Genomic DNA, 15,512 nt, shown 5'->3' on the forward strand with positions numbered 1-15,512 from the left:
CTTTATTTTCTTTTACGCAATAACGGCCCCGGCGCCGCACTTTGTCTTGATAGTTATTCGAAATTGATAACTATTTTTGCTGCATGAGCATATTCGCCAAAGTAACGCCCGCTCACATCGCCGCGCTGAAGGCCATTGTAGGGGATGCGTTTGTTTTTACCGACGAAGAGAACATCGAAATATACGCGCACGACGAAACGGAAGATCTGCGTTTTCCGCCGGAGGTGGTCGTAAAACCCGCCACTACCGATGAAGTGAGCCGTATCATGCAACTGTGCAACGAAGCTTTGCTGCCCGTAACGCCCAGGGGCGGCGGCACGGGGCTGAGCGGCGGCGCGCTGGCGCAGCATGGCGGCGTATTGCTTTCCACCGAGAGGCTGAATAAGATCATTGAGATAGACGAACGCAATTTGCAGGTAACCACCGAGCCAGGCGTGATCACGCAGGTATTGCAGGAAGCGGTGCGCGAAAAAGGATTGTTTTACCCGCCCGACCCGAGCAGCCGCGGCACCTGTTTTATCGGCGGCAACATTGCCGAGAACTCCGGAGGGCCCAAGGCCGTGAAATACGGCGTGGTAAAGGATTACGTGCTGAACCTCGAACTGGTGCTGCCCAACGGCGACGTGATCTGGACGGGGGCCAATGTGCTGAAAAACGCGACCGGCTACAATCTCACGCAGCTGGTAGTAGGCAGCGAAGGCACGCTGGGCATCGTTACGAAGATCGTTTTAAGGCTCATTCCCATGCCAAAACACGACCTGCTGATGCTGGTGCCGTTTAATTCCGCCGAATACGCCTGCGCGGCGGTGAGCGCCATTTTCCGCGCGGGGTACACGCCTTCCGCGCTGGAATTTATGGAAAGGGACGCGCTGTTGTGGGTGACGCAGTTTGTAGACAGCAGCATGGTGAAGATCGACGACGAAGTGCAGGCGCACCTGCTGATCGAAGTGGACGGCAACCACCAGGATATGCTGTTCCAGGAAATGGAAGCCATTGCGGCGGTTGTGATGGAATTTGGCTGCGGGGAAATTCTTTTTGCAGACAGTCACCAGCAAAAGGAAGAGCTGTGGAAACTGCGTCGCAGGGTGGCCGAGGCCGTAAAAAGCAACTCCATTTATAAAGAAGAAGATACGGTGGTGCCGCGCGCGGAACTGCCTTTGCTGCTCAACGGCGTAAAGGCCATCGGCAAGCGGTATGGTTTTACGTCCGTTTGTTACGGGCATGCCGGCGACGGCAACCTGCATGTGAACATCATCAAAGGGGATATGAGCGACGAAGCCTGGAACGGCACGCTGAAAGACGGCATCCGCGAGATCTTCGAGCTGGTGAAAAGACTGGGAGGCACTATTTCCGGCGAGCACGGCATAGGGCTGGTGCAGAAGGACTATATGGAGATCATATTCAGCCGGCAGCAGCTGCTGCTCATGAAACAGATCAAACAGGTGTTTGACCCGAACAATATTCTCAATGCGGGAAAAATATTCGACTGACCGGTAAGATAATCGCATAAAGAAACGTTAATGCGTATGGCAGACCGGCGAAAAACAAATAATTTAGCGGGTAATAAAAAATGATCATGAAACGTATATACCTGGCCGTTATCCTGATGATATGCGCGAATGCCGCATCCGCGCAATCCTATAAAACAGATACCGCGCGCGGCTTCGATCCCAGCCGGTTGATGGTGGGCGGCAGCTTTGGTATGGCGTTTGGCGATTATGCGCTGGTGAACATCTCGCCGATCGTCGGTTATCGTTTTTCTCCCATGTTCGCGGGCGGCGTTGCGCTGAACGCACAGCTGTCCTGGGAAAAACTGAGGGACTATAACAGCGGCGAAATTTATGCCCGTTATAATTACACCATGTTCGGCGGCGGGCTTTGGGGAAGATTTTATCCCATCCAGCAATTATTCCTCCAGGCACAGCCCGAATACAACAGCATCGGCGAAAAATTCAGGGATTATACGGCAGACCCGGTGACCACCACCAAAAGCCGCTATGGCGCGCCCAGCCTGCTGCTAGGCGGCGGTTACGCGCAACCCATCGGCATGGGCAACTCCGCTTTCGTGATCATGATCCTGTACGATGTATTGCAGGACGACCGCTCTCCCTACCGCAACCGCCCCGTACTCTCCGCGGGCGTCAACCTCGGGTTCTGATCTTTTCAACCTCCTCTTTTCCAGGCTGCTTGTATATAATAACTAAACAATTATTTACACATACTGCTATGCTGCGTCAAACAGACGTAGGCCCTTTCGTTCGGCCCCGCGCGCAACGTACCCGCGACTTTTTAAAATTCTCTAAATACGTTTCACGCCGTAAAGACGGCTTTCCAGCTGCCTTTTTTGTGCTTTTTCTAGCCTGAAATCCCTATTTTTAGTTTTATTCTAATGTTTACGTCAAAATCTGTACATGGCACCTGACCAGAACCAGTTCATGTCGCCTGGGATATTTATCGTTTTTATCGCCAGCTACTTTTTCCTCTTATTGCTTATCTCTTACCTGACCACGCGAAAGGCGGATGCACAATCGTATTTCATCGGCAATAAAAATTCCGTGTGGTATCTCGTGGCCATCGGTATGATCAGCGATTCACTCTCCGGCGTTACGTTTATTTCCGTGCCGGGAAAAGTAGAGGTTAGTTCGTTTTCTTACCTGCAAACCATTCTCGGTTATATTCTCGGGTATGTGATCATTGCGGCGGTGCTGCTGCCTTTGTATTACAACCGCAATCTCACGTCCATCTACACGTACCTGCAACAGCGTTTCGGCCCCATCACGCAAAAAACCGGCGCGGTGTTCTTTATTTTGTCGCGGCTCGTGGGCGCGGCGGCGCGTTTGTTTCTCGTGGCGGGCGTGCTGCAATTGTTCGTGTTCGATTATTACAACGTTCCTTTTGCATTGTCCGTTTCCATCATGATCGCGCTGATGCTGGTGTATACCTACCGCGGCGGCATTAAAACGCTGGTGTGGACAGACGCGATGCAATCCACGTTTTTATTGCTGGCGGTAGTGCTCACCATCGTGGTGATCTGTTCCGACCTCAACTGGAACGTGGGCGACCTTATCAGCAACGTGGCGAGCAACCCGAGATCAAAAACATTTTTCTGGGACTGGAAAGCATCCAACTTTTTCCCGAAGGAATTTTTCGGCGGCATGATGATAGCCGTTACCATGACGGGCCTGGACCAGAACATGATGCAGAAGAACCTGAGCTGCCGTTCGCTGGGCGAGGCGCAGAAAAATATTTATTCCTTTAGCATCATGCAGCTGGTGGTGAACGTTTTTTTCCTCAGCCTCGGCGTGCTGCTGTATGAATACATGAGCGCAAACGCCCTGCAGGTCCCGCTGGGCGCCGATGGCAGGAAACTCACCGACCAGGTGTTCCCCCTGCTGGCGCTTACGCAGCTCGGTACTTTCGCCAGCATTATTTTTATCGTGGGGCTTACGGCGGCAACGTTTTCCAGTGCAGACAGCGTGCTCACCACACTTACGACTTCTTTTTACATCGATATTCTCGGTCAACCCACCGAAGGCATGGACACGCAGAAGAAACGCCTCCGGAACATCATACATGTTTGCTGCGCGATCGCCTTGCTGCTCACGATCCTTTTATTCAAAGCATTCAACGAAAGCGCGGTGATAGACACGGTGCTGTTTCTCGCAACCATCACGTACGGGCCAATGCTGGGGCTGTTTGCCTTCGGTATCCTGAACAAACGGCCCATCGTGGATTACGGCTCGGTGATCGTATGCGTGATATCGCCCGTCCTTTGTTTTATCCTGTCAAAATATTCGACGGAGTGGCTGGGCGGTTATAAATTCGGCAATGAATTGCTGATCGTGAACGGCCTGTTTACGTATATCGGTCTGTGGTTGTTCTCCAAAAACAAAGCAGCCTTACAGCCGTTGCAGTAAAATTGTGTAGATTGTAAAACAAAACTGAACAGCAGATGAATGATATGTTAAAGAACCTGCAGATGCGGGACTGGACGGAAACCAAAGCCCACTCAAGCTGGCAGATATTCAAGATCATGGCGGAATTTGTGGAAGGGTTCGAAGCGCTGGCAAAGATCGGCCCCTGTATTTCGGTGTTCGGCTCGGCCCGTACGCGCGAAGGCAATCCTTATTACGAACTGGCCTGCGATATTGCGTGCCGGCTTGCGCAGGACGGTTTCGGCATCATTTCCGGTGGAGGCCCCGGCATTATGGAAGCGGCCAACAGAGGCGCGCAGAAAGCAAAAGGCAAAAGCGTGGGGCTCAATATCCAATTGCCGCATGAACAATACGCCAATCCTTTCCTGGACAACGACAAAAATCTCCACTTCGATTATTTTTTCGTGCGCAAAGTGATGTTCGCAAAATATTCGCAGGGCTTTGTGATGATGCCCGGCGGTTTCGGCACGATGGACGAATTTTTCGAAGTAGCCACCCTCATCCAGACGAAAAAAATGACGGAAACGCCGCTGGTATTGGTCGGCAGACAATACTGGAGCGGTTTGCTGAGCTGGATAGACGAGGTGATGATGAAAAAAGAAAGCAACATTCACCCCGAAGACCTCGACCTGCTGAAGGTATTTGATACGGCAGACGAAGTGGTGGAATATTTCCGGGTGTTTTATACCACCAATAAACTCCGCCCCAACTTTTAGTATTATTCCATTAACATATACGTATGGATGATATTTATCCAGTGTAAAAAAATTAAATACATTTATAAAGTCACAGCCTATAGCGGACCATTATAAGATGTTATATGGTCAATAGTTGTGTCTTTTAATGGTTAACATGGGGTAAAGAGCCTGATAGTACTATCAGGCTCGATTTGTTTGAGGCTGACTGATAATTGCTTAGGTTTGCAAAAAAAAAGGAATGGAGGTAATATCACGGGATATTCAGGCGTTTGCAGAGAAGTATACTGCTCCGGAACCGGAGCTGCTGTATCGTTTGCACCGTGAAACTTACCTGAAGGCAGACCAGCCGCACATGCTGAGCGGCCACGTACAGGGCCGTTTTTTAACGATGGTAAGCCAGATGCTGCGCCCGCGGCGCATCCTGGAGATCGGCACTTATACCGGTTATTCCGCGATCTGCCTTGCGCAGGGCCTTGCTGAAGACGGGCATCTGCATACGATAGACATCAACGAAGAGCTGGAAGAAATGAGCAGCCGTTATATCGCCGAAGCCGGTTTCAGCGCGCGCATTACGCAGCATACCGGCAGAGCGGCGGAGATCATCCCGCAGCTGAACGAAACGTTCGACCTCGTGTTTATCGATGCGGACAAAGCAGGTTACAACGGGTATTACGACCTGGTGTGGGAGAAGCTGAGGCCGGGAGGATTTATGCTGGCAGACAATGTGCTGTATCACGGCGAAGTAGTGCTGGCGGAAGAAGAACAAAGCAACAACGCCAAAGCCATGATCGGCTTTTGCGAAAAAGCGGTGGCAGACGGTCGCGCCGAAACACTGCTGCTTACCCTGCGGGACGGTGTGCTGCTGATCCGCAAGAAGTAAGCCCGAAGAACAAGACCCATTAAATTCGACATATACATGCAAGTAAAGTCATACTGCCTGGCCATCTGTTTGCTGGTATGCGTTGTTGTAAGTGCAGCCGCTCAGAGCATGAGCACCACACAGTACATCGATACGTACAAAAACATCGCCATGGAAGAGATGCGCCGCTCAGGCGTGCCTGCCGCCATCAAGCTCGCGCAGGGCATTCTCGAAACCCAGTCCGGCAACGGCTGGCTGGTGCTCAACAGCAACAATCACTTTGGCATCAAATGTAAGAACAACTGGGCCGGTCAAAGCGTGAACTACGACGACGACGAGCGCCAGGAATGTTTCCGCAAATACAATTCCCCGCTGGAATCCTATAAAGACCATTCCGAGTTCCTGCGCAACAATCCCCGTTACAAATTCCTGTTCGACCTCAACCCGGAAGATTATAAAGCCTGGGCTTACGGCCTGAAAACAGCGGGTTACGCCACAGACAGGAATTACCCGCAACGGCTCATCAACATCATCGAAACTTACCAGCTCGCGCAATACAACACCATCGCGATGGGCAAACAGCCGATCCCCGCAAGCCCATCGCTGGCGGGCGACCCCGGCTCATACGAACCGGTAAGGCCGGCGGGCAACACCGCCGTGATCACACCGGCGCCCGCTGCCAAAAAATACCCGGTGAACACCGAGTTCCGCATCAACAATCGCAAAGTAATATTTGTTAGGGAAGGAACGGCGCTGATCCAGCTCGCCAGTCAGTACGACATCCGCCTCAGCTCGCTGCTTAAATACAACGACCTTGCGAAAGACGTTCCGCTACTTGAAAAAGACATGCTGATCTTCCTGCAAAGCAAAAGCAAACGCGGCCAGAACGATTATCACATCGTAGCTCCCGGCGAAACGCTGCACGACATTGCGCAGGCTGAAGGCGTGCAGATGCGCTGGCTCCGCAAACGCAATAAACTCGAAGAAGGCGACCAACCCGCCGCCGGCGAAAGAGTGGCGCTGGACGGGTACGCATCTTCCAAACCGCGCCTGGGCAGCAATTCCGTAGCGAAAGTAGACGAACATAAAGACCTGGAGCCGAAAAAGATCATCAAAGACATCAAGGAAGAGATCGCGAAAGCCACCGCGGCCGCCGCAGAGCCTGCCGCTCCCGCAGTTCCCGCAAACACTGCACCGCGCGGTACGGAAAAACCATCCGGGGGCATTCCGCCCGAAATGGTGGAAGACCTGAAAAAAGTAGGCACCGTAACGCCCGCCGGCTCGCAATACCATACCGTAACGGAAAAAGAAACGCTGTACAGCATTTCACGCAGGTACAACATTACCGTGGCGCAGCTGCAGCAATGGAACAACCTGCAGGACAACGGCATCAGGATCGGGCAGCAGCTCCTGGTGCGCAAATAATTCAATGCAAAAAACGATGATACAGGTACACGACAAAAACTTCATCCCCTTCATCGGCGAAGCCGAATTGCAGGCGCGCGTGAAAGAAATGGCGCAGCAGCTCAGTCACGACCTGCGCGGCGAACGGCCGCTGTTCATCGGCATCCTCAACGGTTCGTTCATGTTCGCCGCCGATATCTTTAAATACCTGGACATCGAGGCGGAAATATCGTTCATCAAACTCGCGTCTTACAAAGGCACCAAAAGCACCGGCAACGTGATCACCGCCATCGGGCTGGAAGAAGACCTGTTCGGCCGCACCGTGGTGATCGTGGAAGATATCGTAGACACGGGCAAAACCCTCAGCCAGTTCCTGCCGCAACTGGAGCATCAGCAGCCGAAGAAGATGATGGTCGTTTCGCTGCTGCATAAACCCGAGGCCACTACCCACCCCGTCAAGATCGACTATCTCGGTTTTTCCGTGCCGGACAAATTCCTGCTGGGCTACGGCCTCGATTACGACGGCCTGGGCCGCAACCTGCCGGAAATATACCAGCTGGCAGACTAAATTTTAGCCGGACGCACCAACTGATTAAATATTTTCCTAATTTTAGGATATTGTATATAATTTAATCATTATGCATAAGCTCCTCATGCTGCTTTGTTGGCTATGCGGGAGCATGATGGCGGAGGCGCAACAACAACATGCCAGGGGAGTAGTGTCCGGCGCGGTGCTGGACAGCGTAAGCCAGAGCCCCATCCAGGGGGTGCGCGTGAGTATTGAGAGCGATACGGTAACGGCGAAGACAAATCAGTATGGACTATTTCGTATAGACGTTCCTGCGGGCAGCACGCTTCTTGTTTTTGAACACCCCGGTTATGCCACCAAAACGGTGCCCCTCAACCATTATGATCGCATGCTCATCGAGCTGAGCCCCACGGCGAAAAATCCAGGTAACGATGCGGACATTGCCAAAGCGAAGGCCAGGGCGAGGTTTGCCCATAGCTCAAACCCCAATTACGGAAATGTAGGCATGGGCGTGGCGGCCTTTTTCGATGAAACGTACGGCAAACTGTTTGAAAATAAATTTGTGGACGCCGTTAAAAACGATCATTCCTCTTTTGCTTTGGATGTAGACCGCGCGGCGTACAGCAACATGCGGCGTTTCGTAAAACTGCGCGAGCACATCCCCGTAGACGCCGTGCGCATCGAAGAGCTGGTGAATTATTTCCATTACAGCTATCCCGCGCCGAAAGGCGACAGCACATTCGTGCTTTATTCCCACTACACCGACTGCCCCTGGACGCCCAAACACAACTTGCTGGAGATCGCAGTGCGGGCGAAACAGATAGAGACGGACAGTCTTCCCGCCAGCAACCTCGTATTCCTGATCGATATTTCCGGTTCCATGGGCACGGCCAACAAACTGCCCCTGCTGCAGGCGGCTTTCCGCGTGCTGGTGAACAATCTTCGCCCGAGAGACCGCGTGGCCATCGTGGCGTATGCCGGCGCGCCCGGCCTGGTGCTGCCCTGCACGCCGGGGAATGAAAAAGAAAAGATCCTCAACGCCATCGACTATCTCAGCGCGGGCGGCGCTACCGCCGGGGAAGCTGCCATCAAAATGGCCTACCAGATCGCGGAAGAAAATTTCATCCCCAACGGCAACAACCGCGTGATAATGGCCACAGACGGCGATTTCAACGTGGGGCAAACCAGCGACCAGGATATGGAAGACCTGATTCTCCAGAAAAAAGAAAGCGGCGTTTTGCTCACCTGCCTGGGTTTCGGGATGAAGGATTATAAGGATAGCAAGCTGGAAACCCTTTCCAGCAAAGGGAACGGCAATTTCGCGTATATAGACGATATGGAGGAAGCCAACAAAGTGTTCGCCCGCGAATTTGGCAGCACGCTGTTCACCGTAGCGCGCGACGTACGGGCGGAGATCACCTTCAACCCCAAACGCGTAAAGGCTTACCGCCTGATCGGTTATGAAAACAAAGTGCTGAAAGAAGATAATTCCAACGGCGAAAAGATCGTGGGCGGCATCGTGGGCTCGGGCAATTGTGTAGTGGCGCTGTACGAGATCGTGCCTGAAGAACCGGATGGGGAAGGACTTTTAGCCACCACGCGCATCAGTTACCGCACCGAGCAGGACACGACCCTGCGCACGCTCACCAAAGCAATCGGCGAACCGCTCGAAATATTCGCCGCCGCCCCGGACGATTTTCGTTTTGCCGCTTCCGTGGCGCTTTTTGGCATGCTGGTGAAAAAATCAGGGTATAAAGGAGAAGGCACTATCAATATGGTTTCCAATATCGCCAAACGCTCGCTCGGGCCGGACAAGGGCGGCTACCGGGCGGAATTTCTCAAGCTCATCAAACTGGTAAGGAAAAACACTACATGGCTGAAGTGACCTGCATGCGTTTCCAACCGAAAGTACCGATGAGCATTCCCGCAATACTGCTCAGCAATCCCACGAACAACGAAGGCGTTTCGGTACTCATCGCTTCACTGTAAATATACCCCAGCGTGCCCAGGACGATCGCCAGGATGGCGCCCGCCTCGTTCGAACGTTTCCAGTACAAACCCGCCGTAAGCGGCACAAACAGCGATACCAGGCTGAGCACGGAGGATGATGCCACCAGCTCGTAAATGTTCTGCCCGCTAAAAGCCATGCCCATGGAGATGGCAGACACGATTACTACAGACAGGCGGATCACGCGCAGGAACTGCCGGTCCGTAATATTTTTGAAGAACGGGCGGATGATGTTTTCGCCGAGCACCGTTGCGGGAGCCAGTATCGCGCCGCTGGTGGTGCTCATTACCGCTGAAAGCAGCGCGCCGAAAAACAATACCTGTATAAAAAGATTGCCATGCCGCAGCACCATGTTCGGCAAAATTTCTTCCGTGCCCATGGCCGCCAGCTCCGGGTAAAGCTGTTGCGCGCAAAGCACGATCAGCAAAGGAACGGAACCGATCACCAGGTACATCAGTGCGCCGAAATAAGAAGAATATTGCGCCACCTTTTCGCTTTTGCTGCTCATGAGCCGCTGGAATACGTCCTGCTGCGGAATGGAGCCCAGCCCGATGGTGAACCATGCGGCCAGGTAATGCAGCCAGCTGTTCCAGTCACGGTCCGGCAAAAAGCGGAAAGTGCCCGCGGGCGCGCGGTCTATCACCGTTTGTATGCCGCCGGCCTTTTGCACCACGATAAACGCGATGATCGCGATGCCGATGATGATCATGATAGTTTGTATAAAATCCGTGACGGATACGGACCACATGCCGCCCATGTACGTGTAGGCCATTACGATCAGCCCGCTGGCGATCATGGCGGTGCCGTGCGGCACGCCCATCACGGTATTGATCACGATGCCCATGGCCACGATCTGCGCGGCGATCCAGCCGAAATAGGAGGGGATCATGAGCAGGGCGGACACTACTTCCGCCTTTCTGCCGAAACGTTCCCGGAAATAGTCGCAAAAGGTGAGCAGGTTGGTGCGGTAGAGCTTACGCGCATAGAATAATCCCACCAGCAACAGGCACAACGATGCGCCGAAAGGGTCTTCCATCACGCCGATCAGCCCGTGCTGCGCAAATTCGCTGGTGGCGCCGAGCATGGTTTCCGAGCCGAACCAGGTGGCGAAGATCACACAGGTGCTGATGCCGAGGGGAAGGCTGCGCCCCGCTACAATGAAGTCTCCCGCGCTTTTCACACGGCGGGCGGCCCAGCGGCCGATGAGTATGGTAATAAGGAGATAAACCAGTACGAACGCGGTGAGCATCGGTCGTTTTTATTTGATGATCCGGAAACAGTGCCTGAGCAGTTTGCCCTGGAAGTCGAACGGCACGGTTTGCGCGGTGATGTTTTTGATGGAAGAAGCATGGATGGCCGGCTCGTCCAGCTCGAACCTGCGCAGGTTGTTGCTGAAATACAACACGCCGTCTTTTTTCATGGTCATCAGCACTTTGTTCACCAGCTCCACATGATCGCGCTGGATGTCCAGGAAATCTTTCATGCGTTTGCTGTTCGAAAACGTGGGAGGGTCCAGCACCACCAGGTCGTAGGTGTTCGTTTTCAGTTCGTCAAGATGCTGCAGCACGTCTGCATGGATGTATTGATGTTTGTCCGGGTCCAGCAACCCGTTCAGCCGCATGTTCTCTTCGGCCCAGGCGAGATAGGTTTTTGAAAGATCGATGGATGTAACGGAAGCCGCGCCTCCCGCGGCCGCATACACGGAAAACGAGCCGGTGTAACAGAAAAGGTTGAGCACTTTTTTGTCTTTCGCTTCCTCACGCACCATGTGGCGGGTAATACGATGGTCGAGGAAAAGGCCGCTGTCCAGGTAATCGCTGAGATTTACTTTGAACTTCAGCCCGTCTTCCTGCACGATCAACTCTTCTTTGGAAAAATCGAGCTTTTCGTACTGGCTTTGCCGGTTCTGTTTGCGCTGGCGGGTGCGCAGGTAAAGGTCGCCCCGCGGCACGTTCAGCACTTTGGCGATCACCTGCTGGCTTTCTTCCAGCCAGGCGTCGTATGCGTCGTCGTCCAGTTTATGGTCGCTCTGGTATTCGGCCACGTACACTTTGTCTTCGTACAGCTCGATGATGAGTGGAAACTCGGGCAGGTCGCGGTCGTACAGCCGGAAGCAGGTAATGCCCTGCCGCCTGGCGGTTTTGCGGAGATGTTTCTCCACTTTCATGAGCCTGTTCTCAAACATCGTGAACTTGTCTGACATAGGTGCAAATATGCGGTTTTTCGCGCGCTTATGCCAGCCGCAAAAAAAATCCCGGGTTGTTTGGCCCGGGATCAGTTATGTTGACTATATGATCAGCTGAAGATATCCTTCACTTTTTCGAAGAAACCTTTTTCGCTTTTTTCAGGGTTCGGTTTGAAGTTGCCGGATTCCTGCATTTTTTCGAGCATGGATTTTTCTTCGGAAGTAAGCGTTTGCGGCGTCCACACGTTCACATGGATCAGCTGGTCGCCTTTTTCGTAGCTGTTCACGGAAGGGAAACCTTTGCCTTTGAGGCGGAAGATCTTGCCGCTTTGCGTGCCCGGCGGTACTTTGATCTTCGCTTTGCCGTCGATGGTTGGCACTTCGAGCGATATGCCGAAAGCCGCGTCGGGAAAGGAGATATGAAGATCGTACGCTACGTTGAGGCCGTCGCGCTGCAATTCTGCATGCGGTTCTTCCTCGATAAGGATCAGCAGGTCGCCGGGGGAGCCGCCTCTTTCGCCGGCATTACCTTTCCCGCTCATGCTCAGCTGCATGCCTTCCATTACGCCCGCCGGGATGTCGATAGACACGGTTTCTTCCCCGTACTGGCGGCCTTCGCCTTTACAAGTGCCGCATTTATTGGTGATCACCTGGCCTTCGCCGTTGCAGGTGGGGCAGGTGGTAACGGTTTGCATCTGGCCCAGGAAGGTCTGGGTTACTTTGCGCACCTGGCCGGAGCCCTGGCAGGTGGTGCAGGTCTGGAAAGAATTGCGGTCTTTCGCGCCCAGGCCGCTGCAGGTGGTGCAGGTAACGTGTTTTTTAACTTTGATCTTTTTATTGGAGCCTTTGGCGATCTCTTCGAAGTTGAGTTTGATCTTTACGCGGAGATTGCTGCCGCGCGTGCCCCGGCTTCTTCTTCCCCCGCCGCCCTGGGCGCGGCCGCCGCCGAAGAAGCTGCCGAAAATGTCTTCGCCGAAAATATCGCCGAAGTTGGAGAAGATGTCGTCCATATTCATATGGCCGCTGCCGCCGTAACCGCCGCGGTTGCCCATGCCGGCATGGCCGAAACGGTCGTATTGCGCGCGTTTGTCGGGATCGCTGAGCACTTCATAGGCCTCGGCCGCTTCCTTGAACTTTTCCTCCGCCTCTTTATTGCCGGGGTTGCGGTCCGGGTGAAACTGCATGGCTACCTTGCGGTACGCCTTTTTGATCTCATCCTGGGAGGAGGATTTGGAAACCCCGAGAATTTCGTAATAATCTCTTTTGGTGGACATGTTGATACACTTGAATAGCCCGCTCAAGGGGAGCAGGCTGTGGTAATTATTTTACTGCAGATGCCGCTGCGCCGTTATTTTCCAACAACAACGCGGGCATGGCGGATGATCTTGTCGTTCAGGTAATAACCTTTTTGCAACACGTCCAGTACCTTCCCTTTCAGCTCTTCCGTAGGGGCGGGAATTTCCGTGATAGCGTCGTGGAGGTCTGCGTCGAATTCCTGGTGAAGGCTCTCCATCGCTTTCAGCCCTTTGCTTTGCAGCACGCTGGCCAACTTGTTGAATACCAGCAGCACGCCTTCTTTTACGGCATCCGTGCCTCCGGCGGTTTCCAGCTGTTTGGCGGCCCTTTCGGAATCGTCCAGCACATCCAGCAAAGCGATGATCACTTCCTTGTTGGCAGTATTTATCAGCTCAATGCGCTCTTTCGCATTGCGTTTTTTGAAATTGTCGAAATCGGCGTTCAGCAGCAGGTACTTTTTACGCAACTCGTCCAGCTCCCCGCGCAGCTTGTCGGATTCGTCCTCCTCCGGCAGCGCATCGTTCAAATGGGTAGACCCGCTTTGGTTCTCATCGGCATTAATGTCCATGTCGTTCGGCCCGGTCTGCCCATTTGCCTGCATATCTTTGTCTTTTTCTGTCATGATGGTATAAATTATCTGCAAATTTACCACCGTCAATAATTTTGCCAAGGGGTGGCGGGTAGACAATTTGGCAGAAAATGCCCCAGTCTTATGGCTGTTTTTTGTTATAAATGGCATTTCCGTTCTTTTACCCCGATAATTGTATTTTTGTGCCCGAATTGTAATAAATGACAAAAGTTTTTCTAAAGAAAAAGATACAGAACCGCGTGCTGCTCGGGCATCCGTGGATTTTCGGGAATGAAGTGAACCAGATCGAAGGGGAAGTGAACGCCGGTGACACGGTAGACGTGTTCCTGCACAACGGTTCCTTTCTCGGAAGGGGCTACATCAACCCTCAAAGCCAGATCCTCGTGCGCCTGCTCACCCGCGACCGCAAGGAAGAGATCAACGAGGCGTTTTTCCTGCACCGCCTGCAGAAAGCCTGGGATTACCGCAAAAAGATCGGGTACGTGGAAAACTGCCGCCTCGTGTTCGGCGAAGCGGACGAACTGCCCGCCCTGGTGATCGACAAATTCAACGATTACCTCGTGATCCAGACGCTGGCCCTCGGCATCGACCGCTGGAAACCGGCGATCGTAGACGCGCTGAACAAGATCTTTTCACCCAAAGGCATCTACGAGCGCAACGACGTGCCCGTACGCGAACTGGAAGGTTTGCCCCAGCAAAAAGGTTTCCTCAGCGCACCGTTCGACACCAACATCATTCTCAACGAAAACGGCCTCAAATTCCATGTGGACATCGAAAATGGCCAGAAAACGGGCTATTTCCTCGATCAGCAGGACAATCGGCGGGAGATCGAACATATCGTGAAAGGCGCAGACGTGCTCGAAGCTTTCTGTTATACAGGCACTTTCAGCTGCCATGCCGGGTATTACGGCGCGAAAAGCGTGCTCGGCCTCGATATTTCGGAGCATGCCGTAGCCACCGCCCGCCGCAATGCGGAGCTGAACAACCTGCAGGACATTTGCAAATTCCAAGCGGTAAATGCCTTCGACCAGCTGAAACAGTGGACGAAAGAGGAAAAGAAATTCGATGTGGTGATACTCGATCCCCCGGCTTTCACCAAAAGCCGTGAGAACATCCAGAAAGCGATCACCGGTTACAAGGAGATCAACCTGCGCGGCATGAAGCTGCTGAAGCCGGGCGGCTTTCTGGTGACGGCGAGCTGCACCAACCTGGTGAACCCGTCGATGTTCCTCGAAACGATCGATATGGCGGCGAAAGACGCGCGGAAGAAACTGCGGCAGGTAACGTTCCAGACGCAGGCGCAGGACCACCCGATACTCTGGAACATCGAAAACACGACCTACCTGAAGTTCCTGATCGTGGAAGTGCAGTAAATGTAGTGGTATTTTAACCGTTGACCGGAAGCGCTCTCCTATATCACTCGTATATCACTCGTATATCGATCCTTTAACTTGGGGATATTGGGTAAAATAATATAAAAAAGGCCGTCGCTGATAACAGTGACGGCCTTTTCAGTATATGTTGAATAAATTATTTCACGACGTTAAATTTGCCCGATTCGACCAGCGTACCGTTCTTTTCGCGGAGCTGGAAAATGTACAATCCGCTGTAGTAATTGTCGAGGGCAACCTCTGTGCGGCCTGAAAGATTTTTGATGTGGTCCACCTTTTTACCAAGGAAGTTGTAAACAATAATTTCGTAAACCTTGTCGTTATTACGCTGGATTTCGAAATAAATCTTACTGGTTGCAGGGTTAGGATATGCCTTCACAACTTTACTCGCACCCTCCGTTTCGGGAAGGGCTGTTTTGCTTTGGGACCAGGCCGGAATGGACAAGGTACAGAGCAGAATAAATAAGATAAGAGTAGAGTTCTTTAACATAGTATCCAAAGATAATGATTTTTTTAAATATTAGCCAAATGTTTCTGGTTTTGGTTCTATTATAAAGATAACAAACGGCGCGCCAAATTGTGTGGATAAATTGTGCTTTTTTTGAAAATTTTAACGCT

The 15,512-nt window shown here is 52.7% G+C and carries 14 protein-coding genes; 9 read left to right on the forward strand and 5 right to left on the reverse strand.

Going from position 1 to position 15,512, the window contains the following annotated elements; translation table 11 throughout:
• Positions 1-83 precede the first annotated feature (83 nt).
• From J7I43_RS00650 to J7I43_RS00685, 8 genes are all read left to right on the forward strand, one after another.
• Entirely contained in the window at positions 84-1,490 is a 1,407-nt protein-coding gene (locus J7I43_RS00650) for an FAD-binding oxidoreductase (protein ID WP_209142201.1), read from the forward strand.
• An 86-nt stretch (positions 1,491-1,576) separates the two neighbouring features.
• Entirely contained in the window at positions 1,577-2,158 is a 582-nt protein-coding gene (locus tag J7I43_RS00655) for a hypothetical protein (protein WP_209142203.1), read from the forward strand.
• 253 nt (positions 2,159-2,411) lie between these two features.
• Positions 2,412-3,917, forward strand: coding sequence for a sodium:solute symporter (locus J7I43_RS00660; RefSeq protein ID WP_209142205.1), 1,506 nt, complete (start codon positions 2,412-2,414; stop codon positions 3,915-3,917).
• Positions 3,918-3,952: 35 nt separating this feature from the next.
• Positions 3,953-4,651: an LOG family protein gene (locus J7I43_RS00665; RefSeq protein ID WP_209142207.1), complete on the forward strand. Its 699-nt coding sequence runs from the start codon at positions 3,953-3,955 to the stop codon at positions 4,649-4,651.
• A 220-nt stretch (positions 4,652-4,871) separates the two neighbouring features.
• Positions 4,872-5,513 (forward strand): O-methyltransferase, encoded by a 642-nt coding sequence (locus tag J7I43_RS00670; RefSeq protein ID WP_209142209.1) that lies wholly within the window; start codon positions 4,872-4,874, stop codon positions 5,511-5,513.
• Between the two features lie 36 nt (positions 5,514-5,549).
• The gene (locus tag J7I43_RS00675) at positions 5,550-6,917 is read left to right on the forward strand and encodes a glucosaminidase domain-containing protein (RefSeq protein ID WP_209142211.1); all 1,368 of its coding nucleotides are present in this window, start codon (positions 5,550-5,552) and stop codon (positions 6,915-6,917) included.
• A 4-nt stretch (positions 6,918-6,921) separates the two neighbouring features.
• On the forward strand, positions 6,922-7,464 hold the full coding sequence (gene hpt / locus J7I43_RS00680; protein WP_209142213.1) for a hypoxanthine phosphoribosyltransferase: 543 nt from the start codon (positions 6,922-6,924) through the stop codon (positions 7,462-7,464).
• Positions 7,465-7,534: 70 nt separating this feature from the next.
• A complete protein-coding gene (locus J7I43_RS00685) occupies positions 7,535-9,310 on the forward strand; it encodes a YfbK domain-containing protein (protein ID WP_209142215.1) in 1,776 nt (591 codons plus the stop codon).
• Here J7I43_RS00685 and J7I43_RS00690 read toward each other — a convergent pair.
• From J7I43_RS00690 to J7I43_RS00705, 4 genes are all read right to left on the reverse strand, one after another.
• On the reverse strand, positions 9,294-10,682 hold the full coding sequence (locus J7I43_RS00690; protein WP_209142218.1) for a sodium:solute symporter family protein: 1,389 nt from the start codon (positions 10,680-10,682) through the stop codon (positions 9,294-9,296). The genes J7I43_RS00685 and J7I43_RS00690 overlap by 17 nt on opposite strands.
• Positions 10,683-10,691: 9 nt before the next feature.
• The gene (locus tag J7I43_RS00695) at positions 10,692-11,636 is read right to left on the reverse strand and encodes a class I SAM-dependent methyltransferase (protein WP_209142220.1); all 945 of its coding nucleotides are present in this window, start codon (positions 11,634-11,636) and stop codon (positions 10,692-10,694) included.
• Positions 11,637-11,728: 92 nt separating this feature from the next.
• Positions 11,729-12,892 carry a molecular chaperone DnaJ gene (gene dnaJ / locus J7I43_RS00700; RefSeq protein ID WP_209142222.1) on the reverse strand — a complete coding sequence of 388 codons (1,164 nt, stop codon included), beginning with the start codon at positions 12,890-12,892 and terminating at the stop codon, positions 11,729-11,731.
• A gap of 74 nt (positions 12,893-12,966) precedes the next feature.
• Positions 12,967-13,536 (reverse strand): nucleotide exchange factor GrpE, encoded by a 570-nt coding sequence (locus J7I43_RS00705; RefSeq protein WP_209142224.1) that lies wholly within the window; start codon positions 13,534-13,536, stop codon positions 12,967-12,969.
• A gap of 167 nt (positions 13,537-13,703) precedes the next feature.
• Here J7I43_RS00705 and J7I43_RS00710 point away from each other — a divergent pair, with 167 nt between their 5' ends.
• On the forward strand, positions 13,704-14,876 hold the full coding sequence (locus J7I43_RS00710; RefSeq protein ID WP_209142226.1) for a class I SAM-dependent rRNA methyltransferase: 1,173 nt from the start codon (positions 13,704-13,706) through the stop codon (positions 14,874-14,876).
• A gap of 157 nt (positions 14,877-15,033) precedes the next feature.
• On the opposite strand, the gene J7I43_RS00715 is transcribed toward J7I43_RS00710, so the two are convergent.
• Positions 15,034-15,384 carry a T9SS type A sorting domain-containing protein gene (locus J7I43_RS00715; RefSeq protein WP_236023309.1) on the reverse strand — a complete coding sequence of 117 codons (351 nt, stop codon included), beginning with the start codon at positions 15,382-15,384 and terminating at the stop codon, positions 15,034-15,036.
• Positions 15,385-15,512 lie beyond the last annotated feature (128 nt).

This window comes from Chitinophaga chungangae (assembly GCF_017742215.1).
GTDB lineage: Bacteria > Bacteroidota > Bacteroidia > Chitinophagales > Chitinophagaceae > Chitinophaga > Chitinophaga chungangae.